This is a genomic window from Fervidobacterium islandicum (assembly GCF_000767275.3).
GTDB classification, from domain to species: domain Bacteria; phylum Thermotogota; class Thermotogae; order Thermotogales; family Fervidobacteriaceae; genus Fervidobacterium; species Fervidobacterium islandicum.
On the sequence record NZ_CP014334.2, the window covers coordinates 577927 to 604149 of the forward strand.

The 26223-nt window shown below is 39.3% G+C and carries 24 protein-coding genes and 1 pseudogene; 20 read left to right on the forward strand and 5 right to left on the reverse strand.

What is annotated here, in order from left to right; genetic code table 11:
* Positions 1–39 precede the first annotated feature (39 nt).
* From NA23_RS10695 to NA23_RS02750, 13 genes and pseudogenes are all read left to right on the forward strand, one after another.
* Positions 40–1177 (forward strand): annotated as a pseudogene (locus NA23_RS10695) (IS110 family RNA-guided transposase).
* 241 nt (positions 1178–1418) lie between these two features.
* A complete protein-coding gene (locus tag NA23_RS02695; protein WP_033191201.1) occupies positions 1419–3068 on the forward strand; it encodes a sensor domain-containing diguanylate cyclase in 1650 nt (549 codons plus the stop codon).
* The gene (gene truA / locus NA23_RS02700; RefSeq protein ID WP_033191200.1) at positions 3065–3805 is read left to right on the forward strand and encodes a tRNA pseudouridine(38-40) synthase TruA; all 741 of its coding nucleotides are present in this window, start codon (positions 3065–3067) and stop codon (positions 3803–3805) included. The genes NA23_RS02695 and truA overlap by 4 nt, the downstream gene beginning before the upstream one ends.
* Before the next feature lie 53 nt (positions 3806–3858).
* A complete protein-coding gene (locus NA23_RS02705; RefSeq protein WP_033191199.1) occupies positions 3859–4989 on the forward strand; it encodes a hypothetical protein in 1131 nt (376 codons plus the stop codon).
* Positions 4959–5789 carry a TlyA family RNA methyltransferase gene (locus NA23_RS02710; RefSeq protein ID WP_033191198.1) on the forward strand — a complete coding sequence of 277 codons (831 nt, stop codon included), beginning with the start codon at positions 4959–4961 and terminating at the stop codon, positions 5787–5789. Before NA23_RS02705 ends, NA23_RS02710 begins: the two co-directional genes overlap by 31 nt.
* Positions 5789–7186 (forward strand): hypothetical protein, encoded by a 1398-nt coding sequence (locus NA23_RS02715; RefSeq protein WP_033191197.1) that lies wholly within the window; start codon positions 5789–5791, stop codon positions 7184–7186. Before NA23_RS02710 ends, NA23_RS02715 begins: the two co-directional genes overlap by 1 nt.
* Before the next feature lie 14 nt (positions 7187–7200).
* Positions 7201–9243 (forward strand): chemotaxis protein CheA, encoded by a 2043-nt coding sequence (locus NA23_RS02720; protein WP_033191196.1) that lies wholly within the window; start codon positions 7201–7203, stop codon positions 9241–9243.
* Positions 9244–9283: 40 nt separating this feature from the next.
* Entirely contained in the window at positions 9284–9727 is a 444-nt protein-coding gene (locus NA23_RS02725; protein WP_033191195.1) for a chemotaxis protein CheW, read from the forward strand.
* Between the two features lies 1 nt (position 9728).
* Positions 9729–10088 carry a chemotaxis protein CheY gene (gene cheY / locus NA23_RS02730; RefSeq protein ID WP_033191194.1) on the forward strand — a complete coding sequence of 120 codons (360 nt, stop codon included), beginning with the start codon at positions 9729–9731 and terminating at the stop codon, positions 10086–10088.
* Between the two features lie 120 nt (positions 10089–10208).
* Complete coding sequence (locus tag NA23_RS02735) at positions 10209–10460, forward strand: flagellar biosynthetic protein FliO (protein ID WP_158510122.1); 252 nt, start codon at positions 10209–10211, stop codon at positions 10458–10460.
* Positions 10457–11209 carry a flagellar type III secretion system pore protein FliP gene (fliP, locus tag NA23_RS02740; RefSeq protein WP_033191192.1) on the forward strand — a complete coding sequence of 251 codons (753 nt, stop codon included), beginning with the start codon at positions 10457–10459 and terminating at the stop codon, positions 11207–11209. The genes NA23_RS02735 and fliP overlap by 4 nt, the downstream gene beginning before the upstream one ends.
* Positions 11210–11318: 109 nt before the next feature.
* On the forward strand, positions 11319–11663 hold the full coding sequence (locus NA23_RS02745; protein ID WP_052107081.1) for an ArsR/SmtB family transcription factor: 345 nt from the start codon (positions 11319–11321) through the stop codon (positions 11661–11663).
* 194 nt (positions 11664–11857) lie between these two features.
* Positions 11858–12706, forward strand: coding sequence for a cation diffusion facilitator family transporter (locus NA23_RS02750; protein ID WP_033192447.1), 849 nt, complete (start codon positions 11858–11860; stop codon positions 12704–12706).
* A gap of 92 nt (positions 12707–12798) precedes the next feature.
* Here NA23_RS02750 and NA23_RS02755 read toward each other — a convergent pair whose 3' ends face one another.
* From NA23_RS02755 to NA23_RS02770, 4 genes are all read right to left on the reverse strand, one after another.
* The gene (locus NA23_RS02755) at positions 12799–14550 is read right to left on the reverse strand and encodes an NAD+ synthase (protein WP_033191191.1); all 1752 of its coding nucleotides are present in this window, start codon (positions 14548–14550) and stop codon (positions 12799–12801) included.
* A gap of 18 nt (positions 14551–14568) precedes the next feature.
* The gene (locus NA23_RS02760) at positions 14569–16650 is read right to left on the reverse strand and encodes an efflux RND transporter permease subunit (RefSeq protein WP_052107079.1); all 2082 of its coding nucleotides are present in this window, start codon (positions 16648–16650) and stop codon (positions 14569–14571) included.
* A 44-nt stretch (positions 16651–16694) separates the two neighbouring features.
* Positions 16695–17432, reverse strand: a complete 738-nt coding sequence (locus tag NA23_RS02765) for an SDR family oxidoreductase (protein ID WP_033191190.1) — start codon at positions 17430–17432, stop codon at positions 16695–16697.
* 233 nt (positions 17433–17665) lie between these two features.
* Positions 17666–18865: an IS110 family RNA-guided transposase gene (locus NA23_RS02770; protein ID WP_236938321.1), complete on the reverse strand. Its 1200-nt coding sequence runs from the start codon at positions 18863–18865 to the stop codon at positions 17666–17668.
* 213 nt (positions 18866–19078) lie between these two features.
* Here NA23_RS02770 and NA23_RS02775 point away from each other — a divergent pair, with 213 nt between their 5' ends.
* Complete coding sequence (locus tag NA23_RS02775) at positions 19079–19543, forward strand: YbhB/YbcL family Raf kinase inhibitor-like protein (RefSeq protein ID WP_033191189.1); 465 nt, start codon at positions 19079–19081, stop codon at positions 19541–19543.
* A 2-nt stretch (positions 19544–19545) separates the two neighbouring features.
* On the opposite strand, the gene NA23_RS02780 is transcribed toward NA23_RS02775, so the two are convergent.
* Positions 19546–19923, reverse strand: coding sequence for a hypothetical protein (locus NA23_RS02780; RefSeq protein WP_033191188.1), 378 nt, complete (start codon positions 19921–19923; stop codon positions 19546–19548).
* A 198-nt stretch (positions 19924–20121) separates the two neighbouring features.
* Here NA23_RS02780 and thiI point away from each other — a divergent pair, with 198 nt between their 5' ends.
* The 6 genes from thiI to fliI all read left to right on the forward strand — a co-directional run bounded on the left by thiI (position 20122) and on the right by fliI (position 26202).
* Positions 20122–21297 carry a tRNA uracil 4-sulfurtransferase ThiI gene (thiI, locus tag NA23_RS02785; protein ID WP_033191187.1) on the forward strand — a complete coding sequence of 392 codons (1176 nt, stop codon included), beginning with the start codon at positions 20122–20124 and terminating at the stop codon, positions 21295–21297.
* A 34-nt stretch (positions 21298–21331) separates the two neighbouring features.
* Entirely contained in the window at positions 21332–21679 is a 348-nt protein-coding gene (locus NA23_RS02790; protein WP_033191186.1) for a ferritin family protein, read from the forward strand.
* A 136-nt stretch (positions 21680–21815) separates the two neighbouring features.
* Complete coding sequence (gene fba / locus NA23_RS02795) at positions 21816–22751, forward strand: class II fructose-1,6-bisphosphate aldolase (protein WP_033191185.1); 936 nt, start codon at positions 21816–21818, stop codon at positions 22749–22751.
* A gap of 58 nt (positions 22752–22809) precedes the next feature.
* Positions 22810–24030 carry an acetate kinase gene (gene ackA / locus NA23_RS02800; protein WP_033191184.1) on the forward strand — a complete coding sequence of 407 codons (1221 nt, stop codon included), beginning with the start codon at positions 22810–22812 and terminating at the stop codon, positions 24028–24030.
* Positions 24031–24124: 94 nt separating this feature from the next.
* A complete protein-coding gene (locus NA23_RS02805; RefSeq protein WP_236938496.1) occupies positions 24125–24835 on the forward strand; it encodes a FliH/SctL family protein in 711 nt (236 codons plus the stop codon).
* A gap of 71 nt (positions 24836–24906) precedes the next feature.
* Positions 24907–26202, forward strand: coding sequence for a flagellar protein export ATPase FliI (gene fliI / locus NA23_RS02810; protein WP_033192445.1), 1296 nt, complete (start codon positions 24907–24909; stop codon positions 26200–26202).
* Positions 26203–26223: the final 21 nt, after the last annotated feature.

Here is a 26223-nt window from a genome sequence, read left to right on the forward strand (position 1 = left end):
CGAGGTTGTAAGGCTGTACTCAATCCGGAGGTGATTCCTTTGGCTATTTTAGCTATTGATGTCTCAAAGAACTATCTTTCTTTCTTTTCTGATTTCATCGGTAGTGGGACTGTTGAGAACTCTCCTCAAGGTATTGTTGAACTTTTTAACAAAGCTTTTGCTTCTTCTTCCGATTTTTCTCTTGTCCTTGAATCAACTGGTGTTTTTTCTTTTAATGTCGCTAACTTCTTCTTTCAAAACAACGTACCTGTCTTTTGGGTTAAAACTGATAACATTAAGCTCTATCGCAAAATTCTCAATCGTCCTAAAACTGACAAAATCGATGCTGAACTTATTTTCTCTATCGCTTCTAAATTTCCTGAGTCTTTAGTCCCTTTTGTCAATAACTCATATATCATCTCTGAGCTTCGTAATCTCACCAGACTTTATTTAAAGTTCAACGAAGATATCGCTCGATTGAAACTTAGGCGTTTCTCTTTATTTCCCTAAACTTGACTTTAAACTAAATAAGACTTTCGAATGCCTGCTTAAAGATTATACAATCGAAGAAATCGCAAACATGCCAATTGAAGAGTTATTTGAATATATTGCGAAAATTTCCAGACACAATGTCTCTTCACAAGTCTTAGCAGAAAAACTCCAAACTCTTGCTAAAGATGCCTTGAGGTTGTCTGTTAATCCTTCAAACACTCTGAGAATATCTATTGTTTCCACTATCGATTTGATACAGCACTATGAAAAACAAATCGAACTAGTAAAGAAAGAAATAAGTAAATTACTTAAAGTAATTTCGAACACACTAACAACAGTCAAAGGGATAGGAGAAATAACTGCAGCTGGAATTATAGCCGAAATAGGAGACATCAATCGTTTCGAAAAAGCCTCAGCGTTAGCATCATACGCAGGGCTTGTATGGACAATCAATCAAAGTGGAAATTACAAATCAGAAAACAACCAACTAACGAAAAAAGGGAACAAGTATCTAAGAACATACCTAGTAATGGCAGCGAACGGAGTAAAGACATACGATCCTGTATACAAAGAATATTATCGCAAAAAGTACGCAGAAGCAACAACACACAAACACATGAGAGCGCTAATATTAACTGCAAGGAAATTAGTAAATTTAGTGTATTATTTACTAAAGAACAACGTACCGTATGTACCGATGAAATAGGTAAAAAGAACGAAATCAAGTATGTGAAGAATGAAAGTGAAATATTAAGTTATTGAAAGTCAAAGTGTTGACTAGGTTTTTTTATTTTTCTATTTTTTCTCCTCTTGACTTATTACCGGAAATCTTGTGTAAATTGTCGGTCTTATGATAGAATATATTTGCCATAATATACATAAACACGAGTTTAAAATACAGTGCCACTATGTTACAATATGTATAACAGAACATTGGGGGGAAAAAAGTGAACAAAAAAGCTTTGATATTTGTCTCATCGTTATTTATGGCAAGTTTTGTGCTCTTGTTCTTCTCAAAGCCTTTCGTCTTTAGTTATGATGTGCGTATCATTGTGCCGGTATTAGTAGCCATGATTGTTGCTCAGTATATCGAGATTCCTATTGGTGGAATCAGATTTACTGCAAAACCTTTTTTGTACATCTTTTTAATCCCTTTCATAAGTCCTGAAACAATATTGGTGCTTTCTTTAATCACAAGTACAATCAATAAGAATGTTTCCTGGGATAGGAAACTACTCCGGCTCAGCTTTGAGTTTCTTCAGATTTCAGTTGGTACTTTCCTGTTTAAACGGTCTGTTTTTGATTATCTTTCATTAATATATTTCGCAATAGGCTTTTTCGCCACTAATGTTCTTTTAAGTTTCGTTTATGTATACTTTTTCACACGAACAAAATTGAAGAACTACATCATCGTAGCCTTGATTGTCTTTGTTTTGGGCCTTTACGCTTCACTTATAGTTACAACAATTTATCTTCTCCCGGAAGTCAAATTCTCTTACTTGGTCTTTACACTTCTATTATATGCCGGTTTTTTGGTCCAGCTTTACTACACTGTTACAGCACAGGTATGGTATCAACAATTAAAATACGAGCAGGATGAAATTAGAAGAGAAATTGAGAATCTTTCAAAAATACCGGATGTTTTAGAAAAAATCGGTTCAGAGGATGTGGATAGAATAATGAATGACCTTCTCGAGGTAGCATGCAAATTGATAGGGTTTTCCGCAGCGTTATTGAACCTTTTCGACTACAAATCAGGTAGGGTTATAAGAGTTTCAAAGTACGGAATAAAAGATGAAGATTTCGAAATGCTAAGAAGCAAACAACCTCAAATAAAAGATACTCTTTTACTCATGCAGAGTCGATTTGATTTGGGAGGAGTATACTTCATTCCAAAGGGCAGTATCGCTTTAGATCAAACTTACATTTTTAAACCTTCGGATTATGCAGCACTTGACGCCGACAATGCCTGGGATCCTGACGATTTGTTCCTGGTTCCATTGGTGTCAAATAATAGAACCGTCGGATACATAAGTTTTGATAAACCAGTAAACGGTTTGAGACCAACAAAGAGGGAGATCGAACTATCAAAATTCTTTGCTTGGCAATTTGTTCAAATTGTTAAGGAGAGCAAGTATAAGAGTTTATTTGCTGGACACTATGCAGAAGAATCGACGGTTTCTGAGTTTGTTGAAGAAATGGTAAGGGCAATAGAAACGAAGCGAACATTTTCATTCATACACTTAGATATAGACAACTTCGGCAGAATAAACCTTGAAAAGGGTTTCACCATTGGAGATGAAATACTAAGAGAGATTAAGAATGCGATAGAAGACGAAATAAAGAACTACGGGTTGTATACTCGAACTGGAGACGAATTCATGGTCCTACTTTGGACTAAGAGCAAGTCGGATGCGATGATTCTTGTTCAAAAGGTTATTGAAAACATTAAAGAGAAATATCCTTTTGTGAGTATTACAGGCGCTGTTGTGAAATATCCTGTGGATGCTGTAAATTTAGAAGAAATCTTGAACAAAGCCAAGATGGCCTTAGTTGCTGGCAAAAAATCTGGAGGTGGGCGTATAATAAACATATGAGAAGAGTCGCTATAGAATTTGCATACGATGGCTCAGATTTTTTTGGCTATCAACGTCAAAATAGTGTAAGAACTGTACAAGGAGAGCTTGAAAAAGCTCTCGAACGTGTGTTTAAAATCCCTATTCAAACGTATGCTGCAGGTCGCACAGATACGGGAGTTCATGCAACCGGGCAGGTTGCAGCATTCGATTGCCCAAATGATAAGCTTTCAGAGTCAGATATAAGAAACGCATTAAATGCCAATCTGCCAAAGGACATTTATGTAAAGAAGGTTTGGTTTGTAAGCGATAATTTTAATCCCAGGTACGAAGCAAAGTGTAGGATTTACCATTACTTTATTTTAAACTCTAAGATGAACGACATATTCCTAAGAAAGTACACTTGGTGGTTTCCGTACGAATTAGACATCTCGAAGATGAGACAAGGTGCAAAATATCTTATTGGTACGCATGATTTTACCGCTCTGAGCAAAAAAGGAGAAGAGGATACGAGAACTGAGAGAACGATTACGAACATCCGGATCGTGAGACTCAGAAAAAACCTTATACTGGTGAGAGTAGAAGGAATATCTTACCTGCGTGGTATGGTACGAAGCATTGTTGCAAACCTTGTAAAGGTGGGAATTGGTAGCTGGGAACCAGAGAAAGTACTGGAGGTGTTAGAATCAAAGGATCGCTCAAAATCGGCTGGATTGGCACCTGCGCATGGATTGTTCTTGTACAAAGTGCTCTTTTAGGGTTTATTTTCGCCGGTGTTGAGATACCAAATATAAGCCCAGATGAGCACTTGTTGGCTGTCATTGAAAAGTGGCTACAAAGACCTCAGGTTGTGATTTATGATGAAAACATCTCTCCACAACTTTCTGTTTTTGTTGCCAGAGAGCTATCCAAGATAGGTTTTTTCCCAATTAGCATATCTTTTGGCAATACGCAATGTGAAAGTACGAATTGCGTGAATTCAATGACTCTAGAGCCACTTGAAATAAGAATCGAATTGATGGAAGATAAAATCAGATTAAGAATAGGGAATAGTGTAGCTGTGTTCGATTCTGAAGATGATTTTAGAAGTCACTTCGTTAAAAACTTTATAGAAATGACTAATCTCGAGGGTCATATTATCCCGACTGTTGGTGAAACTGGAAATAACGTCCCAGAGACTGTAGTTTATGAGCCAAAGACCAGTAGAATATTTACAGTCGTTCCAGTGGGTTTGCCTTTATTGGTTGTTCCAGATTATGTAAATTTCATACCTGCGGTTGTCACTGTAGATGGAAGTTTTTACAAGAATGGCGTGCTGTACACTTCAGAAAAAAACAATATTCAAGTTGATTCCTTACCGATTCTCTACAACGGTTATTCTATTCTAACAGGCAATTACATACTTAATTTGAGAACAGGTAAGAAAGAGTTTATATCTTCGCCTCCCATATTTAGTTGGGATAAATTTTTAATCTACGCTGATGGTTCAATAACAGATACGACATTAGCCTGGAAGTTGAAGGTCTCGAATGCCCCTTTAGATTTTTTATTAATTGACAATACGCTTTTTTTGCTGGATGTGACGGAAGGTGTTTATGTGGTTAATTTGAAGAGTCGCAAAGTTTCCTTTCTAGGTAATTTCAATGGAGCTCTTTTTCTTACCCTTGACAGGAACTTAGGAAAAGTGATATTAAAGACGCTGAACGGTGACTACGTATTGACGGAAAATAACGCAACCAAAGTCGATAGTGGGTTTGAATATGTTTTTTCAAACAAGGAGGTTTACCCATACTTTACTGGAGTTGAAAATTCAAGGTCCGGCTACTTTTACAGAGGTGTTTTCTTAGGTGATTCTATCTTTTATATGTTTGTTTCAAGAGACACTTTGAACATAGTAACGGAAGTGGGAACGTGGCAGGTAACGCTCAAAAAGAGAGATTAGATGTATTCTTGGCAAGAAATGGACTGGCTGAAAGTAGGAACAAAGCTAAGCAACTTATAAAAACTGGTAATGTTATCGTCAATGGAGAGGTGTGTTTAGAGCCTTCCAAATTGGTCGGTCTTGGTGATAAAATATCAATCGTGGAGTCTCTCAAGTACGTTAGCCGAGCTGGTTATAAACTCGAAGGTTTATTTAAGAGTATGTCTCAAAAAAGCAGTATCGCGAACATAGCCATTAAGGATAAAGTTATATGCGATATTGGTAGTTCTACGGGAGGTTTCGTTGACTTTTTTCTGCAAAACAATGCTAGGAAAATTTACGCGGTTGATGTAAATACTTACCAACTGCATCCAAGGATAGCGACCAACGAGAGAGTGATAAAGATACAAAAGAATGCAAAAGATTTATTTCTTGAAGATTTGGGGGAATTTGTGGATATTGTCAGTGTTGACATTTCTTTTATCTCGGTTAGAAAGATCAAAGGTAACATTCTAAATTTACTCAAGGAAGAAGGGTATGGTATAATTCTAATAAAGCCTCAATTTGAAGTGGGCTACCAGCATCAGGGGGTAATCAAAGATAAGTTAGAACATGTGAGGGTACTGAGAGAAGTTCTAACAGATTTTTTGGCAGGCGGAGGTTTAAGACTTGTCTATGTAGACTTTTCCAAAATTCTCGGTGGCGATGGAAATATTGAATTCTTCGCGGTTTTTCAAAAAGATGCTAATTGTTCTTATAGCAATGTTCTTGATAACGAATTAGTCGAAGTAGTAAACAAAGCTTGGGAGGAGCTCTTCTGATGACAAGGATTTCAAGGTTGGCTTTCTTAAGTATTCTTCTTGTTGTTTTCTTAACAACAGTCTTTGCTGACCCGGACATACTTGACTTGGTTCACAAAGACTACGATTTTGTCATCAGAGTTTCTAATGGCGGCGCCTGGTACGACGAACTGAAGAAGGTACCTTTTTTTTCTTTCGTTCTGAATAGAAAAGGTTTGGGTTTCGAGGATACTTTTTTGCGAATACTTGAGGATATGCGCTACAGAACAGGAGTGCTTCCTTCTGTCATTCAGGAAGCACTTTCATCTGATCTTTTATTTGCTTCAAAGGGGTTACAAATTGACCTAGCGAATGTTATATCGTTTGACATAAACTATTACTTTGATTTTATCAAAACCATTGCTGCCAACAGTTTCTTTGCATTTCAAACGAAATCTCCATCGCAGCTCATAAAAGGATTGGCATACATGCTTTCGGTCAGTTACAAATCTTTGCCAAATAACCAGTATCTCTTGGGTGATTCGTTGTACTGTGGATATAATGGAAAGTATCTTGTAATCGCCGGTAGCAAGACAGCCTTGGAGCTAGCATTGAAAACTTACACGACTTCGGATATGCAGTTGTCGAAAAGTTCAAAGGTTTTTGAAAGGTTGAAGGCAGGAACATTCTTCTTGAGTGGCTACTCAAAACCAGATACTTTGAAATTCAACTTACCTGGTGCATCGATAGATTCTTCAGAATCAGAATATGTTATATTTTATTCCACCGTTTCTGCAGGGAGTCTTAGCATAACGTTTGAGCAGAAAAATAAGAAGCAAGTCACAACTAAACGCATAACTGAAAATATCGGAAACATTCCACTGGCTTGGAATTATTATTTATCGGTCCCTTCAAGTGACACGGAGAGTATTATCGAGATACTCAAACAGTGGTTGCAGGGCTCGAATGCAGATTTGGGAAGGGTTCTTGAATTCGTTTCTTCGCTTTCCAAGACCTCTTCTAATGTCTATGTTGTTGGTAGATTAGAAACTGGAGACTTTCTATTTATATTTGACAACTCAAATACGAAGAACTTGGAAACCAGCATTTCAAAACTTGGAGCTAAGTACGATCCACAAAAGCAGGAGTGGAATATGACTTTCCAAAATTTTAAGCTATACGTATATTCAAGTTCAAACAGAAGCTTTTTTGGAACGATAGACAAAACCAAGTACGAGCAATATGAAAAAACGCGAGGACGGTTGAAAGACCTGCCAGTGTACTACGACTTTTCAAAGCTGTCAACGTACGATTTTAAAATTCTTTTGGATATTGGTGATATAATTAAATCGACAACAGGCTTTAGTGTTTCATCAAAGATGTTATTTTGGAAGTACAGTTCAGGATACTTTAGCTATTATAAGATAATTGTCTCCTAAAAGGAGGGATGAGCATGGGAGAGTACAACGAATATCTCAGTGTTTTCATCGACGAATCAAAAGAGTACATCCAGCTACTGAACGATGCCTTACTAGAGCTAGAAAAGAATACCTCAGATGTTGAACAGATTAACAGAGCATTTCGTGCTTTACATACTCTAAAAGGTATGGCCGGAACTATGGGATTTGAAAGACTTGCAAAGTTATGTCATAGGATGGAAAATTATTTGGATGCTGTAAGAGGCGGGAAGGTGAAAATCACAAGCGACGAGCTGGACTACCTTTTCGCCGGTCTTGATATGATTGAAAAAATGCTCCAGTCAATTGTTACTAAAGGCTCAGATGAGTTGGAAGAAGATAGTGAGGGACTTGTAGATATATTTGAAAGGATCACAAGAGGCGAAAAGGTGGAAAAGGTTACTCAAAAAATCGGAGTACCATCGTCTGAAGAAGGAAATGTAGAGGTGGAAGCGACAACAGAAACTAGAAAACGAGTAGTTGCTGAAAGTTTTACACAAGAGGTTATCAACGACGTTTTAGAGGAAGCAGCCAAAAGAGGTGTACCAGCGTATCATATAGTTGTGAACCTCCAAGAAGGCACACAGCTTAAATCTGCGAGAATGTACATGGTTTTTCATACACTTGAGGAGATCGGTATCGAAATAATCCACTCTGTCCCATCTGTCGAAGATATCGAGAACGAGAAATTCGATTTGACGGTTGAACTCATTGGTGTTGGTAACGTGCCTCAAGAAAAGATATACGAAAAGATAATGGGTGTTTCCGAGATCAAGAGCGTCGTTGTTAAACCGCTTAAAGTGGAAGAGAGAAAAAAGGAAGAAGCTGTTACCACCGAAAGTAGAGAGGGTGAACCACAAAAGGAAAAGGAACAGAAAAAAGTAAAAATAACTCAGACTGTCAGGGTAGACACAGAAAAACTGGATACCTTGATGAATTTGATGGGCGAGCTTGTGATTGCACGAAGTAGGATAGCTGATATACTGAAAAAATACAATATAAAAGAAGTAGATGAATCACTGGCCCAGCTCAGCAGAATTACGCTAGATCTACAGAATATCGTGATGAAGGTTAGGATGGTGCCTATTGAATTTGTTTTCAACAGGTTCCCAAGGATGGTAAGAGACTTAGCAAGAAGTTTAGGAAAAGAAATTAACTTCATTATGGAAGGTGAAGAAACCGAACTCGACAGGACATTTGTTGAAGTTATCGGGGATCCTCTTGTGCACCTTATAAGGAACGCTATCGACCACGGTATCGAAACAAAAGAAGAGAGGATAGCTCTTGGAAAACCACCAATAGGTACTGTCAAATTATCAGCTCGCCATGAGGGAAATAACGTTGTTATTGAAGTTGAAGATGATGGAAGGGGCATGAGCAGAGATAAGATTTTGAAGAAAGCTATTGAAAGAGGTTTAGTAACTGAAGAGAAAGCGGCAGCTTTACCAGATGAGAAGGTTTTCGACTTCATATTCTTACCTGGTTTTTCTACAAAAGAGCTGGTCAGCGAACTTTCGGGCCGAGGAGTTGGAATGGACGTTGTCAAAAACACTATTGAATCTTTGAACGGTTCAGTTTCAATTGAGAGTAAAGTCGGGAAAGGAACAAAAGTTACAATACGCTTACCACTTACGTTAGCCATTATTCAAGCGTTGCTTGTGAAAGTAAACGACTATGTTTACGCGATTCCTATTTCAATAATCGATAGCACGTTGATCATCAGCCCTGGAGAGATAAGGGTTGTTCAAAATGAGGAGGTTATTGTAATACGTGGGGAAGTTATACCACTTATCAAACTGTGGCATGTTTTCAATTTCCCACACGAGGAAAATCCAAGCGAAATGAACGTGGTTGTTGTAAAGCATGGAAACAGAAAATATGGTCTCACAGTTGACACGTTGATTGGTCAGGAAGATATCGTTATAAAGTCGCTCGGAAAAATCTTCAGCGATGTGAAAATCTTCAGTGGCGGAGCTACGCTCGGAGATGGGAGCATAGCACTGATACTGGACGTAGCAAATGTTGTTGAAATGGCATAGAAAAGCGCACTAACCAACAACTAATTAGGGGGTGGAGCCGATGAGTGAGAGCATGGAATTTGAAGTGCTTGTTTTTAAGGCACTTAACCAAGAGATGGCAATTGGTGTTGAAATGGTAGAAATAGTGATAGAAAAGACAGAGATAACCCCAGTCCCGAGGGCTAAAAAGATAATTGAAGGTGTAATAAACCTAAGAGGAAAAATCGTTCCTGTGATAAGCCTTCCAATGTTACTCGCTAACGAGAGCAATGTTGAATACAAAAAGATAATCATCGCAAAAGTCGAAGATGTTGAGTTTGGCTTAATGGTCGATGAAGTTGTTGGTGTTATGAGAGTGAAGAGCGAGGAATTGGAAACTAACCTTGGAAAAATGAACACTTACGGCAAGAAAGCAAAAGGACTCATAAAAAAGGATTCAAGGCTGATAGTTTATCTTAACCTGGAAGAAATAGTCAAAGAAATTATAGGGTCGGAGGTGGCATAAGATGGCACGTATTCTGGTTGTTGATGATGCAGCTTTTATGCGCATGATGTTGAAGGACATTTTGACAAAGGCGGGGCATGAGGTTGTTGGTGAAGCTGCTAACGGTGTTGAAGCTGTAGAAAAGTATAAAGAACTGAAGCCGGATGTTGTGACAATGGACATCACAATGCCCGAGATGAACGGAATCGACGCGATCAAAGAAATAAAAAAGATTGACCCAAACGCCACAATTATTGTTTGTAGTGCAATGGGTCAGCAGGCTATGGTGATAGAAGCCATACAAGCCGGCGCGAAAGACTTCATAGTCAAACCCTTCCAAGCGGCTAGGGTTATTGAAGCTGTTCAGAAAGTGGTGAAATAATTCAAGACGGTTTTTTACTCATAAAATTACTAAGGGAGAGGAAGAAAAATCGGAGGGCTTGTAAGTTTCTTAATTGGCCTCATTTCAATAATAGCGATACTTCTTGGCACATACTGGTTATTGAAAAGAAAGCTCCCCAACACGGTTGGGGGGCGTTTTGCTAAGGTAATTAGCAGAGTTTACTTGGACAGAACTACTTCGTTAGTGCTTGTTAGAATTTTGAAGGAATACTACGTCATTCTTATAGGACCAAACCAGGCAACAGTAGTCAAAAAACTCGATACTATAGAAGAGGGAGAGATAGACACCGAAGCTGGCAGAAATTCGAGCTTTGAATCAATTTTACAAAAATTCGTTGGTGGTAAAAAATGAAGAGATTTGCCGTGTTGCTCTTTATCTTCTTATTAACTACCTCTTTCTTCCCTCAAGACGAGGTGCCTATACCAGGTATACGCATCCAGGTAACACCAAATCAATCCCCAAGAGACCTTGTTGCGACATTAGAAATACTACTTGTACTAACGGTGCTGACATTAGCGCCGAGTATCTTGATGCTTTTTACCTCGTTTACACGGATAATTATCGTTTTCTCCTTTGTAAGAAATGCCTTAGGTACAAGACAAGTTCCTCCAAACCAGGTGCTCATTGGCCTTGCTTTGATTCTTACCTTTTTTATTATGCAGCCTACATGGAACGAGATAAATGCAAACGCGTTGCAACCCTACATGGATGGAAAGATAACTTATCAAGAGTTTTTCTCCCGTACGATGGGAACTGTGAGAAAATTCATGCTAACAGAGCTAGTCAATCACCACAATGAAGACAACGTCTTTGTTCTTGCGAACGCTCTCGATCAAAAGGTTAACAACATAGAGGAAGCCCCAGATTCACTTTTAACGTCCGCATTTGTTTTGGGGGAAATAGAGATAGCCTTTAAAATGGGGATTCTTATTTACGTGCCTTTCATAATAATCGACATGATTGTCGCAAGCATCTTACTCTCACTTGGTATGATCATGATTCCTCCCGTGTTGGTTTCTCTGCCCTTTAAAGTCTTAGTTTTCATATTAGCAAACGGCTGGGAATCGGTGATTGTTAGCCTTGTTAAAAGCTTTGGATGATTGAGTTCCCGAAATTGTTTTGAAGAGCATTTTGACAATTACCATTTTGTGCTTTATAATATGTTTCGATATATGAACATATGTTCATTTATTACAAGGAGGCAAGAATATGCCTGAGAATGCGCAAAAGAAAAGTGTGCCTGAGTACCTTTTCTTCTATCTAAGTGATTTTTTCTCCGCTCTTTCTGATGAAACGCGTTTGAAAATCATTCTTTCACTACTGGAAGGTGAAAGAACCGTATCCGATATTGTATCGGTTATTGGAATCAGCCAGTCTGCTGTATCACATCAACTGAGGATTTTAAGACAGGTTGGAATCGTTAAGTACAGGCGAATTGGGAGGAATGTTTTGTACTCACTGGACGATGAGCATGTGAGACAGATAATAACTAAAACCATCGAACACCTAGCACACAGAGTGCGAACTCCAGATAGTAAAGTATTTGCGTTTTGAAAAGGGGCGTTCCTGGTATGACATTAAAAAATAGTGCAAAGAAAATAATCACACACAATCACGGTGGCCAAAACAACCACGAAGAGTTTAGGGAACATAATAGAAACGGTCTAATTACTTCACACAGACATTCTCATGGACATTCCCATAAGGACGGTCTCCTAAACGGCGAAATTAATATTCATCATTTCTCTATGGTTGTGCTATTAAATTTGGGTATAACATTGGCAGAGTTTGTAGGTGGTATCGTTGCGGGTAGTTTGGCTCTGATCTCAGACTCCGCCCACAACCTTGGTGACACGCTGTCTTTGATAATTTCTTACGCAGCTGCAAGGATTTCGAAACGGCCAAATAATTACCAAAAGACTTTTGGATACAAGCGTGCCAATATAGTAGCTGCGTTCTTAAACTCCACTGCTCTGTTGGTAATAGGTATAGTACTCATAATAGAAGCAATTAAGAGACTTCTTAAGCCTGTATCAATAAACACTAGTATTGTTTTTGTTGTTGGCTTGATAGGACTTATCGCTAATTTCACTAGCATGTTGATACTAAGAAAATGGTCGAAGGGGAGCCTTAACATAAAGTCAGCGTACTTACATATGTTGATAGATTCTCTGTCTTCTATCGCAGTTTTGATGAGTGCAGTTTTTATTAAGATATACAACTTCAAGTTTCTGGACTCAGTAATGACGATTTTAATTGCGGCATACGTGATTAAAGAGGGAATAGAAATCGTGAGAGATTCATTATCGATTCTTATGGAAAGTATGCCTGTAAATATTGATATAGAGAATATCAATTCCGCACTATTGAAAAACCCTGCCATAAAGGACATTCACCATCTACACATTTGGGCGCTCGATGAGAAGAACATCCTTTTTGAAGCTCATGTGAATTTAAAGGAAGACGTTAAGGTAAGCGACACAATGAAGGTATACACTGAAATCAAAGCGGAACTTGAAAAGGTTGGTATAAACCATGTAACTATTCAATTCGAATATAATGGTTGCAAAGGCCAAGGATTGATATCGTGTTACTGAGTGTCACAAAAGCGAAACCATCGATAGGATTCTTCATTCTTTTGATACTAACAAAAGCCCCCACCTTTGTAAGTGGGGGTAACATTATTTTCTTAGCTTTTTTTGTGCTCTTTATAGCCATTTGTTATTGGCAGTCTCCTATCCTTTCCAAATGCTCTTTGTGTAACCTTTGGTCCTGGTGGTGTTTGCCTTCGTTTATATTCGTTTATATTTACCATTTTTGCAACTTCTTTCACTGTTTTTTCATCAAATCCGAGCTTCACGATTTCTTCAACGCTACAATCTTCTTCGACATAGAGTTTCAATATTTGGTCAAGGACTTCGTAAGGAGGCAATTTGTCTTGGTCCGTTTGATTTTCCCTCAATTCTGCACTCGGTGGTTTTATGAACACCCTGTGCGGTATGATCTCTCTTCCAGCCTTCTGGTTTACATATTCGCTTAGTTTGTAAACCATCGTCTTGTACAAATCTTTGATTACCGCGTACCCACCTGCCGTATCGCCGTACAGTGTGGAGTACCCTGTTGCACTTTCGCTCTTATTGCCTGTTGTCAAGACGAGCCAGCCGAATTTATTAGAGAGAGCCATAAGTATAACTCCACGTATCCTTGCCTGTAAGTTTTCTTCTGTTGTATCGAACGGTAAATCGCCAAAAACAGGCTTTAACGTTCGCAATAAGGTATTGTACGCATCGACAATAGGGATTGTCAAAAATCTTATTCCAAGATTTTCCGCAAGTAATTGTGCGTCTTCCTTGCTATGTTCAGACGAAAATGGTCCGGGCATTGAAACGCCAATCACGTTTTCCCTGCCTAACGCGTCAACAGCAATGCAGGCCACTAATGAACTATCAATCCCACCGCTAAGTCCTATCACAGCCTGCTTCATTCCGTTCTTTGTTGCATAGTCTCGTAAACTAACAACCAGTGCGTTGTACACTTCAGCGACATCCGAAAGCAGAGGTTCCACTCGGTTGGTTATTTTGTTCTTCTTTTCTTTTCTCTCAAATGGAATTCCGACAAACTCGATGCACTCTAAATCTTCTTTTGTTACCATAAGTTTATCTTGCCTTCTTCTCGGATCTTTTAAACGCGCTTTATCTACACTATCAACATCCACATCAACTATGAGCAAATCTTCTTCAAATTGCTTTGCTCTAGCCAGAAGTTGCCCAGCTTCATTTAGAACAATACTCGCACCATCGAAGACAAGCTCGTCTTGACCGCCGACAAGGTTTACGTAAGCCACGACTGCAAGGTTGTCGTTTGCTCTTGTGGAAAGCATTTTCTCCCTCCACAGAAGCTTCCCTTGATAGTATGGTGAGGCCGAAAGATTCACTAAGATCTGCGCATCAGCGTAAAGAGCTTCTGCTCGTGCAGGTCCACCAGGATACCAAATGTCTTCGCAAATAGTTACACCCATTCGCACATTATCAAATTCGATTACCAGCGCTCTATTGCCCTTTTGAAAGTATCGCATTTCATCAAAAACACCGTAGTTTGGCAAATAATTCTTGTGATATTTCGCCACAATCTTGCCATCGTTCACGACCGCGGCTGCGTTGTAAATATCTCCATCCTTATCGACAAAACCAATAACAGCGATAAGTGATCTTGGTACGTGCATGGCAATTTCCTCAAGCGCCTTTATGTTGTCCTGAACGAAGTGAGTTTTGAAAAGCAAATCTTCCGGAGGATAGCCGGTTATCGACATCTCCGGAAAAACCAGCACATCTGAATCGTACTCTGCAGCTCTCTTGATAAATTCGATAATCTTTTGTTTGTTGCCATCTACATCACCAACAGTTGTGTTAATTTGTGCCAATGCTATTCTTACTTTTTTCACGAAGAGTCGCCTCCTATCCTAATTATTTCTTGTTTTCGTGATGTCCTTTTTTAAGCCTTTAACCTTCTCAAGTGACAGAAGATAAGGCAACACAGTCAATGTTAATAATGCGGCAGTGGATATTCCCAAAGAAACAAGTATTGCGATTCTTTTGAACATACTCAACTCGCCACCTATTAACAACGTCAAGAACCCTCCTACAATTCCTAGAGCGTTCCCTAATATCGCTGGTCCAACGTTTTTTATCGTTGTGAAGATATTCTTTGTCTTACCGTAATCGTGACCGACGTGGATAGAATAATCAATAGCAAGTCCAATTATTATGCTCGAAGTAAGCGCCGTGGAAATCTCAAGTTTCATCTTGAAAACAGACATATAAAAGAAATTAAGTACAGTTGCAAAAAGCACGGGCGATACCAATTTTAAAGACTCTGAGAAGTCCCTGAATACTACGAGTAGAGTTACGAATACTATGATAAGCGCCGCTACTAAACTTTGAATTTGACTCGCAAGTATATTATCATTTACAGCTTTCCACACAAACGGACTGCCTGCAAGATAGTATTTATAGTTGTATTTTTTCATAATTTCATTGACGACTTGGGTGACTTTCTCCAGATTCTCTGAGCCCATAGGCGAGAGATTTATTGAAAGTCGGATTGTCTTTCCATCGGCTATGTAATGCCTCAACAAAGGTTGTGTCCGTGATGCTAATACAAGTACTGTAACTGGGACTGTTCTCGGAAAGTCAACGCTGCTTATTTCCGGGTATTTCGAAAGCTCTTTAATTATCTCATCTATGTTTTTGTTATCAAACGGTAGAAAAACACCATTTTCTTTTTCTAAAACCAGATAGATAACGTCCTTCATACCGAACTTTTCTTCTAGAAGGCTATACGCTTTCGTTATATCGGAGTTTTTTGAAAAATAATCCGTACTCGTTAGTCCTACCTTTATCTTTGGAATGAAAAAGAAAGACAAGATAATGAAAAACAAGACAGTTGCCAGTATTCCCAAAGCGACCTTATTACCAACGTACCTTATCCCAAAAGAGCTGGGCATTCTTTTTGTCTTCGAACGAGCGTGTAACAATAGTTCGTTTCCGACAGTCATGGTAAGTGAAAAATCAAAAAGAAGTCCAATAGAAACAAGAATTCCGAATTCTCTAAATGCTGGTATCTTTACGAACAAAAAAGATAAGAATCCGACCGCTGTTGTGAACATCGAAAAGAATATCGGAGCGAACATGTGCTTTCGAGCATCTTGGGCTCTGAACAAAGCGTTATAGTAGTGCAGCGGATATGCAGAACCAATGATAATCAAGAATGATGCTATCATTGAGGTTAGGATGTTAAGAATGCCTCCGAAAGCGAAGTGTACAGCATAGGTGTAGATGGAAGCTATTATAGGTATAAAAAGCGAAACCAAGGTAGCTCTGAAAGAGCGAGTTTGATAGAAAAATATTGCAAATATCACGCCGAACATAACAACTGGATAAAACAGCATCGATCTTCTAAGTTCGTCAAAGAGTTTATTGTTAACAGAAGCCTCTGACAGAACGACAACGGGTTCACCTTTTAGTTCATTCGTTATCCTTCTCACAATTGGTTCTACCATTTTATCAACGGAGAGTATAACCAAAAATAGTGCGTATTTACCATCGGATGACACGAAACTATGTAACTCGTTTGGTAAGTTCAGCAGATCCAGGGCATCGTTTTGCATATATCTTTCGGAACCAGGGTAGTTCAGTATAGAAATAACCATTTGAACGTTGGCAAGACTTTCAAGTTTTTTATGTAACCTTTCTAAATCTTTCAAACTTCCAGCATTATCTAAACTGTTATGAGATTTGTATATAATAGACACCGTGTATCTATCACCAAATTTCATGCTCATCTTTACAAGATTTTGCACTGCCGGGTCTTCAATTTCCGTTATTGGTCTTCCGGGTTTGTAACCCGGCAAAAAGGTCTCTATTCTTGTCTCAACCTTACCGTTGTTCAGAATAATAATAATGGAAAGAATTAATAAAAGGACTGAGATGATTAAGAATTTGTATCTGAATATTAAGTCTGGTAGTTTTGATAATGATCTCATCTATTCTTTCACCTCTCCAGTGTTCAAGGAAGTTTTTTTAGACTTTAAATATAAATCATTTTCTTAGTCATCCCGCCATCAACTACGAAATATTGCCCAGTTATAAATCCGCTTTTTTGCTCATCTACCAAGAATGCAACCATCTCAGCTATATCGGAGATTGTTCCGGCACGGCCCGTCAGATGTTGAGAATGTTCTCTTTCTGATATAATCTCACCTTCATGCAAGATCCAGCCAGGACATATCGCATTAACTCTTATTTTTGGTCCTAAAGAATTTGCCAATGCGTGTGTTAATCCTAAAATTCCGGCTTTTGATGCACTATAAGCTTCGTTCCCTGGCTCGGACATCAGAGCACGAGTCGATGAAATATTAACTATGGCTCCTTTTCCCACTGTTTCGAGGATTATCGGGACACCGAAGCGGGCCATCAAAAAATATCCTGTGAGGTTTACATCAATGACCCTTTTCCATTCAGAAACAGAGAGGTCCAGGAAATCTTTGAACCCACCAATCGCGGCATTGTTAACAATTGCATCAAGTCTTCCAAACCTTTCTTTAAGCTGTATATAGAAATCACTTACCGAATACTCATTAGCGACATCTCCGTGGTACAGAAAGACGACCGTTTCATCTTTGACTGGAAAATTCTCAAGGGCCTGTTTGTCATAGTCAATTATACCCACCTTCCAGCCAAGTTCAAGAAATTTCAGAGCAATCCCTTTTCCTATATTCTTAGCACCACCTGTAACTACTATTATCTTGCTCGTGTTATTATCCATGCTATCACCCCGCACTTTCTGATATCCACGAACAATTATATCACTCCTTCCTAAAAGTGGTATAATTTAAAAAAGGCGACACTTCTTAAAGTGGGAGGTGGTCCTCCTGAAACCAAGAAGTGGTCTTCATAAAATTTCAAGAATGCTATTATTGATTTTGGCAATTGTTGGGATCTTCATCATGGATTCTCTATTCTCAAGTGCATCAGTACCTAAGCAAAAAAAGGAGTCAACTATGCAAAATTAAATTTTTGTTTTGAGTGTGAGATAGCATAATCAATATTGAACTTCTCTTTCTTTCTCAACATTGCGTACAACGTTCGCAATAACTTGTGTACTACTGACATTATCGCTTTTTTGTACGGTATACCTTGCTGCCTTTTTCGTTCATAGTATGTTCGGAAATATTCGTTGTGAATCACTACACTCACTGCCATTAGCCATAGTATTCGTCTTAGGTGGGCATTGCCCCTTTTCGATATGTGTCCTTCTACTTTGCTTTTGCCTGATTGGGCAATGCTTGGATCGAGTCCACAATACGCAATGAGTTTTTTGTATGTACTAAATCTTGAGATATCTCCAACTTCTGCCAAGAAATGCATCGCGCTGTTTTCACCAATACCTGGTATTGACGTGAGTATCTCGATATCAAGGTTTATCGCACTACATTCGCAATATTCTTTCATCATCTTGTCGTATTCTTCAAGCTGTTGCTGTAAAAATTGTAGTTCTTTGATATTTTGCACAAGAATCTTTTCTTTCATCGGCCAATATTGAGCAATCGAGTTATTAGCGAGTTCTTTAAGTTTTTGAGCATTAAGTTTTGTACTTCTGCCACGGTCTTTGGAAAAGAACACATCCAGATTACGAGCCTTTTGAATAGCCTTGGCAGAAGGGAAATGAGAAAGAAGATTGAGGATAGTGTCACTGTAGATATTGGTAACTCTTTCGAGTTCAGGGAAAAGAACGTTGAGCAGTTTTTCGATATTGTCTTTAACTTTTGCGATGCGGTGGATAATGTTTTCGCGTGCTCTGACAATATCACGAAGCTCAGAGTTGACAAAAGCAGAAGAAGGAATTTGATGTTGTAGGTAAAACAAAGCAGTAGCGATAATGCGAGCATCGATTTTGTCGGTTTTGGTCTTTCGAAGAGAAGCAAAGTTTTTAACAGTTAGAGGATTAAAAACAGCGCAAGCAAAGTCGTTGGAAGAAAGGAAAGCCAGAAGGTTGAGATGATAACAGCCAGTAGATTCCATAGCGATGATGATGGATTGTTTTGGGAAGGCAGAGAGTTTGTTTGCGAAGGAGGAAAAGCCTTGCTGGGACATATCGAAAGAAGATTCGAAGATGATGGAACTGGGATTAGAGATAGCGCAGACGTTGAACTTATCCTTGGAAACATCGATGCCGACGAAAACAGGGAAGTTATCCATGAAAAATCCTCCTTTCGAATGATGAGGGCAGGGAGCCTGCTGAACCAATCCTCCATGCTGACGAGGGCTGAAAGCCCAACCAACTAATCATGGTTAAAGGCAGGCAACAGACTCCTTAAATGGCTTAAAAGCCAAGGTGACATAAGTTGTCCTGCCCTCAATTTTTTTAAGCTAAATTATTTATACCATATTTTTATGTAGGAGGTGAAACGTATGATAGTTACCTCTGTCTTTAAAAACGGAGACTTTATACCCAATAAATATGCTTGTGAAGGGCAGGATATCAATCCTGAATTGGCCATTTCCAACATACCAGATGGTGCGAAGACAATAGCAATAATATGCGACGACCCGGACGCACCAATAGGCATCTTTGTTCACTGGGTGCTTTGGAATTACCCAGTTACAGATTCAACAATGAAAATACCAGAAGGACTTCAAAAGGTTGAAAAGCTGCCAAACGGCGCAATGCAAGGATACAACGATTTTGGAAGGATTGGATACAATGGCCCATGTCCACCAAAAGGTCACGGTGTTCATCATTACCACTTCAAGGTTTACGCAGTGAATACCTTCTTGGAGCTGAAGGGGAAAGTTACGAAAAAGGACCTTGAAAAGGCGCTCAGTGGTAAGATCATCGCACAAGCTGAGCTCATTGGGTTATACGAAAGAAGATAGAGTCAGAATCTCAAGTAGAAACCTCCAACAAATGTTTTGTTGATGTAGTTTGCGCTTATTCTCAGGTTGTAGAATTCAAGCGTGCCACCGACCCTTGGAAGTAGGGCAAATTGAAAGGTGTTCTCAGAAAACAAGAAAGAAATCTGCCCCAAGTTGAATTTTAGGTAAAATGGACCAACGTTTAGGAATCGATAAGCTCCGAAGGCTCTTAATTCGAAGTAGACGTCTGAAAGGCTTTGTGGGACCGGTAGCAATCTGGTGACGGCTTCAGCAATTAATGAAAAATCTTCAACCTGAAGTTCATAGCCTACAGTTCCAATGAAAATGATTACAGGTACAAAGAGAACGAGCGTAATAAGCATTTCGATACCAGCATACATAAAAGCACCTCCCCGAATGAAGGTAGGTTTATTCTTTACATTTTCATCTCAATTGATTAGACTTCTGAAACGCGTGTTTCGTTTAACATATTTCGAAACTGAACGAGTATTAAACTTTCAGAACCTTTTCATTATCAAAAGCAAGTGGTAAAATTAAAGTTGGTTGATCCACCAAAATAGAAAACTTGGAGGGATTTTGTGGAATCTGTCGTTGTTGTAAGGTATTCAGAGATAGGTTTGAAGGGAAAAAACAGGGAATGGTTTGAGAAAAAACTGATCGATAACATCCTGAAGATTGTCAGACCTGCCGCAGTGAACAAAAGGTACGGAAGGATAATAGTTCGCATCGGGAGGAATGATCCTGAGGTAATTTTAGAGCGGTTACATTATGTTTTTGGTATTCAAAACTACAGTTTGGGATATGCCGTTGGACATGATTTGGAAGAACTGAGGCGTGTGGTTCTTGATTTAGCAAAAAAACATGTAGATGAAGGACTGAAGACGTTTAAAATCAACACACAAAGAGGCTACAAAGATTTCCCATTGACAAGTCTTGAGATTAACCGGGAGTTTGGGGCGTACGTACTCGATGCCTTTCCTCACTTGAAAGTAGACGTCCACAATCCAGAATTTGAAATTGGGATCGATGTGAGGGAAAAGGAGATCTTCGTATTCTCAGGGAAAATACAATCTGCAGGTGGTTTGCCTGTAGGTGTATCGGGCAGGGCTCTGTTACTTTTAAGCGGTGGAATTGATAGCCCTGTTGCAGGATGGTACGCGATGCGTAGGGGATTAGAAATTCAGACAATTACATTCCTAAGTCCACCTTTAACAACTGAGAAATCTGAAGAGAAAATCCTGAGTGTAGGAACAGTTCTGAGTAAATACTTGCCAAATGGGCTGAGGATGTGGATCGTCCCGCTGACTGAAGTTCAAACTTACATAAAAGAAAATGCGCCCGATGAGTATTCATTGATACTCCAAAGAAGGTCTATGATGAGGATTGCGAGTATGATCGCGCGAAGGGTAAAGGCAAAAGCACTCATCACAGGCGAAAATCTTGGACAGGTTGCAAGTCAAACGATAGAAAACATGGCAGCCATAGAAGAAGCAAGTTCACTTATTGTGTTAAGGCCTCTCGTAGGCTTTGATAAAGTGGAAATCACGAAGAAGGCAAAAGAGATAGGAACTTTTGAAATATCGATTCAGCCGTACATTGATAGTTGCGTTGCGTTTGCACCAAAGCATCCGGTGACAAGAGCTAACATAAATGAACTGAAAGGGCTAGAAGCTAAGCTTGAAAAGTTGCATGAACTGGAGTTTGAAGCGTTTAAATCAAGGAAGAGTTATAGAATAGTGAATGAAGAACAATGAGGCACTCACATTGTATTAAAAGGAGGCGATAAACATGCCGGAATTTTCAAACGCATTTAGTGGGCAGAAGTATGAAAGAAAATTAACAAAGGAAGAATTGGTAAGGGCGATCAGGTTTATGATAGCAGCTGAATATGAAGCGATACAACTATACACTCAGCTTGCTGATTCAACGGACAACGAGTTGGCGCGTGAGGTGTTGCTGGATATAGCAAATGAAGAACGTGTTCACGCAGGTGAGTTTTTGAGATTGCTTATGGAGCTTGATCCCGATGAGATGGAGTTTTACAAAAAAGGTTATGAAGAAGTAGAAGAAGAGATAGAAAAACTTAGCTCCAAAGAGTCTGCGGGCAAGAAAAGACAGACAAAAAAGAGTAAATAATTATAAAAAGGGGGCGCTTTTACTTGCGTCCCCTTTTTCTTTTTAACTTCTTATTTTTCCTTGATTATGGTATAATTTTCTCAGGTTGCGTTCGAATTCCTCTAAGAAAATTCATTATCTGAAAGGAGTGGAAAGCATGTACGTGAACACCAAGGATATTTTGGAAAAGGCAAGTAAAGAGTATTACGCAGTTCCTGCTTTCAACATCAACAACATGGAGTTCTTCCATGCAATTCTTGACGGAGCTTTGGAAAAGAGAGCACCACTTATTATCGAAACAAGCGAGGGTGCAATAAAATATGCAGGAAACGGGGACATATTTAAGGGTGCACGATATTTCGTCGAATTAGTAAGATTATTTGCCGATAGCGTCGATATACCAATCGCCCTCCACCTTGACCATGGTAAGCACTTTGAGTATATAATAGCAGCGATAAAAGCAGGTTATTCTTCAGTTATGATTGACGCTTCAGAAAAGCCATTCGAAGAAAACTTGAAAGAGACAAAGGAAATAGTCAAAATAGCTCATGCTGCTGGTGTATCCGTTGAAGCCGAGCTCGGTCAGCTTGCAGGTGTCGAAGATAACGTTGTTGCTGCTGAATCGGTGTTGGTTGATCCAGAACAAGCAAAAATTTTTGTAGAGGAAACAGGTGTTGATTTCTTAGCCCCGGCTATTGGAACGAGCCACGGTGCTTTCAAATTCAAAGGAGAAGCAAAGCTCGATTTCGAGAGACTTAAGAAAGTTAAAGAACTAACAAAGATACCGCTTGTATTGCATGGTGCCTCAAGTGTTTTGCCAGAATATGTAGCGATGGCAGAAGAATACGGCGCAGACCTTGGCGGTGCAAAGGGAGTTCCAGAAGACCAGCTCAAAAAATGTGTTGAACTAGGGATAAACAAAGTCAATACAGATACGGACTTGAGAATTGCGTTCATTGCTGGACTTAGGAAATTTTTGAAAGAAAATCCAAAAGAATTTGACCCAAGACACTATCTTGGAGCAGGCAAGAAGTTAGTCAAGGAAGTTGTTATGAACAGACTTGAATTCCTTGGAGCCGCAGGAAAGGCATAACTTTGCTTGGCGATGGTTGCACGGTTTCAAACATACATAGGATAGAGGAGGGATCCAAGTGCGAGTCTTAGTTGTGAACTGTGGAAGTTCCTCAATTAAGTACCAGTTCCTCGACATGGATACAGAGCAAGTTTTGTGTAAAGGACTTGCTGAAAGGATAGGAATTCCAGGGAGCAGAATTGTTCACAAAAAGGATGACCAAAAGGTTGTCGTTGAAAGACCAATGAAAGATCACGAAGACGCGCTTAAGTACGTACTTGAGTTGGTAGTTGATGAAAAAGTAGGAGGAGTAAAAGACCTTAGTGAAATTGATGCTGTTGGTCACAGGGTTGTCCATGGTGGTGAAAAGTTCTCCGGTTCAGTACTTATTGATGATGAAGTTATGAGAGCACTCGAAGAATATTCATATCTTGCCCCACTCCACAATCCACCGAACATAATGGGTATCAGAGCTATGATGAAACTTCTGCCAGGCGTCCCAAACGTAGCGGTCTTTGATACCGCATTCCATTCGAAGATGCCTGCGAAAGCGTACCTCTATGCAATACCTTACGAGTATTACAAAAAGTACAAAATTAGAAGATACGGATTCCATGGCACAAGCCACAGATATGTATCAAGAAGAACTGCTGAAATTCTTGGACTTGACTACCACAAATCAAAAATCATTACTGTTCATCTTGGTAATGGAGCTTCAATTGCTGCTGTTATGAACGGTCACAGTATCGATACATCAATGGGATTCACACCACTTGAAGGATTGGTCATGGGGACAAGGAGTGGAGATATTGACCCATCGATTGTTACTTTCCTCATGGAAAAAGAAGGTTTGACTGCAGAAGAGGTCTACACAATTCTCAACAAAAAAAGTGGCGTGCTTGGGTTGACCGATGGCTTTAGCTCTGACATGAGAGACATAGAGGATAAGGCTCTTGAAGGAGATCCGGTTTGCAGACTTGCATTAGATATTTACGAATACAGAATCGCAAAATACATAGGTGCTTACGTGGCAGCAATGAACGGTGTTGACGCAATAGCATTCACAGCCGGTGTTGGTGAAAACTCGCCGGTTACAAGAAAAGAGGTTTGTGAAAACTATCTTGGATACCTTGGTATAAAAATTGATGATGAGAAAAATAACATAAAGGGTGAAGAAAGAATTATCACAACACCAGATTCAAAAGTGAAGGTTCTTGTGGTTCCTACAAATGAAGAACTCATGATAGCAAGAGACACCAAAGAAATTGTAGAAAAAGGTTTAAAGCAACTTGAGTATTAAAAACAAAAACATTCTGTGTTATAATAGATGTGAAGATGTTGGGCACTAAGCAGGTGCCCAACATTCTTTTGGTAGAAAAAACATAATTGAGAAGGTGAGGAGTTTGATAATAAAGAAAAGATACGTTTATCTTGATGCTCCTTTAAAGATTGAGAATAAACCGGATATGCCTTCCGAAGGCAAAACAGAGCATGAAGAGCAAAAGGAGAAGCAACTTCTTGAGATTGTTGCAAAAGCCAACCGCGAAGCTGAACAGATAGTGCTAGAAGCTCAAAATCAGGCTCAACAAATCTTGTTCCAAGCTCAGGAAGAGTACAACAGAATCATTGAAGAAGCAAATCAAAAAGCTAATTTAATTTCCCAACAAGCAGAGCAGAGTGCTAAGAATATGCTTGCGGATTTCAGGGCGCAAATAGAACAACTACTTGGTTCTTTCGAAGAGGAATTCAACAGCTTTTTTAACGAGTACTGTGAAAAATTGACATCGATTTCTGTAACTCTTGTCGAGAAGTTTTTAGAGAAAAATGTAGACCCTGAGGTGACGAAGAGAAAATTCGAAAAGCTTCTCACACACTTAGCAGGTTCAACGAAGGTTAAGATACATATTAATCCAAAAGATGTGAAACTTATAGACGAAGAAACACTAGAATATGTGAGGTCGAAAGGATACGAAATCATTTTAAACGATAAAGTTGATTACGGTGTAATTGCGGAAACTGAGCTTGGAACAATTGACGCGACTTTGAGATTTCAACTTACTTTGCTCGATGAGATTTTTGATGAAATATTCAAGAAAGAAGAATGAATTCTCTGAGGGAGATAAGCCCTATGGCTAATAAGAGCATAAACTTTAGAAAATGCTATTCGTTTAAGTTGATGGAACTGTTTGAAGAGAAGGTAAGGGAGATAAACCCATACGAATACATCGGAGAGGTTCAGAAAATCATCGGTCTCACGATAGAATCAAAAGGACCTGATGCTGCTTATGGGGAGCTTTGTAAAATCATCGTCGGAAACAAGAAAGCTCTCGCTGAAGTTGTTGGATTTAAAGAGGATATGACCGTCTTAATGCCTTTAGAAGATATAACAGGTTTGAAAAAAGGGTGCGAAGTTATAAAGACCAACAAAACTGTGAGTGTACCAGTTGGCGAGGAACTCAAAGGAAGAGTTATTGATGCACTCGGAAGGCCGATCGATGGTAGAAGGCTTGTTCTTAGAGAATATAGACCTATTGTGAACGAGGCACCGAATCCCCTTGTTCGGAAAAGGATATTGGAACCGCTCCCAGTTGGAGTTCGTGCTATCGACGGATTTCTTACGCTTGGAAAAGGGCAGAGAATAGGTATATTTGCTGGAAGTGGTGTTGGGAAAAGTACCCTTCTTGGAATGATCGCGCGAAATACAACGGCTGATATAAACGTCATTGCGCTGATTGGAGAACGAGGAAGAGAAGTTAGGGAATTTATGGAAAAAGACCTAGGTGAAGAAGGCTTAAAACGCTCGGTTGTGGTAGTGTCAACATCAGACCAGCCCGCATTACTAAGAATAAAGGCGCTTTTGACAGCAACAACCATAGCTGAATATTTTAGAGACAAAGGTTACGCTGTTATGCTAATGGTTGATTCATTAACAAGATGGGCAATGGCTCAACGTGAAGTTGGACTCGCCATCGGTGAACCTCCAACAACCCGAGGTTACCCACCCAGCGTTTTTGCTCAACTTCCGAAAATTCTTGAACGTGCTGGTAATTCGGACAGAGGAAGCATCACTGGAATATACACAGTTCTTGTCGAAGCCGATGATTTTAACGAACCTATATCAGATACTGTTCGCGGTATTGTTGATGGACACATTATACTTTCGCGCCGGCTTGCAGAATCGAATCATTATCCAGCCATTGATGTTTTGATGAGCATAAGCCGTTTGATGACGGATGTGGTCAAATCTGAACACCTTCAAGCGGCACGTTTGCTGAGAGATGTAATTGCTACGTACAACGATGCGAAGGATCTTATAGATGTTGGAGCATACAAGAAAGGAACGAACCCAAAAATAGACAAAGCTGTGGAGCTTATAGACGAAATTAATAAATTCCTAAGACAGGGAATAAGAGAAAAGATGACGTTTGAAGACACTGTTGAATATTTGTTGTCCATTGCGAGAAAAGTTTGAACTGAAGGGTGATGCTCTGTG

What these genes read in the sequence shown, in the direction of transcription:
- NA23_RS02750 (WP_033192447.1), top strand. Translation starts at nt 11,858, where the DNA reads ATGGTTGTGCTATTAAATTTGGGTATAACATTGGCAGAGTTTGTAGGT.
- truA (WP_033191200.1), top strand. Translation starts at nt 3,065, where the DNA reads ATGAGAAGAGTCGCTATAGAATTTGCATACGATGGCTCAGATTTTTTT.
- NA23_RS02765 (WP_033191190.1), bottom strand. Translation starts at nt 17,432, where the DNA reads ATGGATAATAACACGAGCAAGATAATAGTAGTTACAGGTGGTGCTAAG.
- cheY (WP_033191194.1), top strand. Translation starts at nt 9,729, where the DNA reads ATGGCACGTATTCTGGTTGTTGATGATGCAGCTTTTATGCGCATGATG.
- NA23_RS02775 (WP_033191189.1), top strand. Translation starts at nt 19,079, where the DNA reads ATGATAGTTACCTCTGTCTTTAAAAACGGAGACTTTATACCCAATAAA.
- NA23_RS02780 (WP_033191188.1), bottom strand. Translation starts at nt 19,923, where the DNA reads ATGTATGCTGGTATCGAAATGCTTATTACGCTCGTTCTCTTTGTACCT.
- NA23_RS02790 (WP_033191186.1), top strand. Translation starts at nt 21,332, where the DNA reads ATGCCGGAATTTTCAAACGCATTTAGTGGGCAGAAGTATGAAAGAAAA.
- NA23_RS02720 (WP_033191196.1), top strand. Translation starts at nt 7,201, where the DNA reads ATGGGAGAGTACAACGAATATCTCAGTGTTTTCATCGACGAATCAAAA.
- fliI (WP_033192445.1), top strand. Translation starts at nt 24,907, where the DNA reads ATGGAACTGTTTGAAGAGAAGGTAAGGGAGATAAACCCATACGAATAC.
- NA23_RS02715 (WP_033191197.1), top strand. Translation starts at nt 5,789, where the DNA reads ATGACAAGGATTTCAAGGTTGGCTTTCTTAAGTATTCTTCTTGTTGTT.
- NA23_RS02745 (WP_052107081.1), top strand. Translation starts at nt 11,319, where the DNA reads ATGCCTGAGAATGCGCAAAAGAAAAGTGTGCCTGAGTACCTTTTCTTC.
- NA23_RS02770 (WP_236938321.1), bottom strand. Translation starts at nt 18,865, where the DNA reads ATGGATAACTTCCCTGTTTTCGTCGGCATCGATGTTTCCAAGGATAAG.
- fba (WP_033191185.1), top strand. Translation starts at nt 21,816, where the DNA reads ATGTACGTGAACACCAAGGATATTTTGGAAAAGGCAAGTAAAGAGTAT.
- NA23_RS02725 (WP_033191195.1), top strand. Translation starts at nt 9,284, where the DNA reads ATGAGTGAGAGCATGGAATTTGAAGTGCTTGTTTTTAAGGCACTTAAC.
- fliP (WP_033191192.1), top strand. Translation starts at nt 10,457, where the DNA reads ATGAAGAGATTTGCCGTGTTGCTCTTTATCTTCTTATTAACTACCTCT.
- NA23_RS02760 (WP_052107079.1), bottom strand. Translation starts at nt 16,650, where the DNA reads ATGAGATCATTATCAAAACTACCAGACTTAATATTCAGATACAAATTC.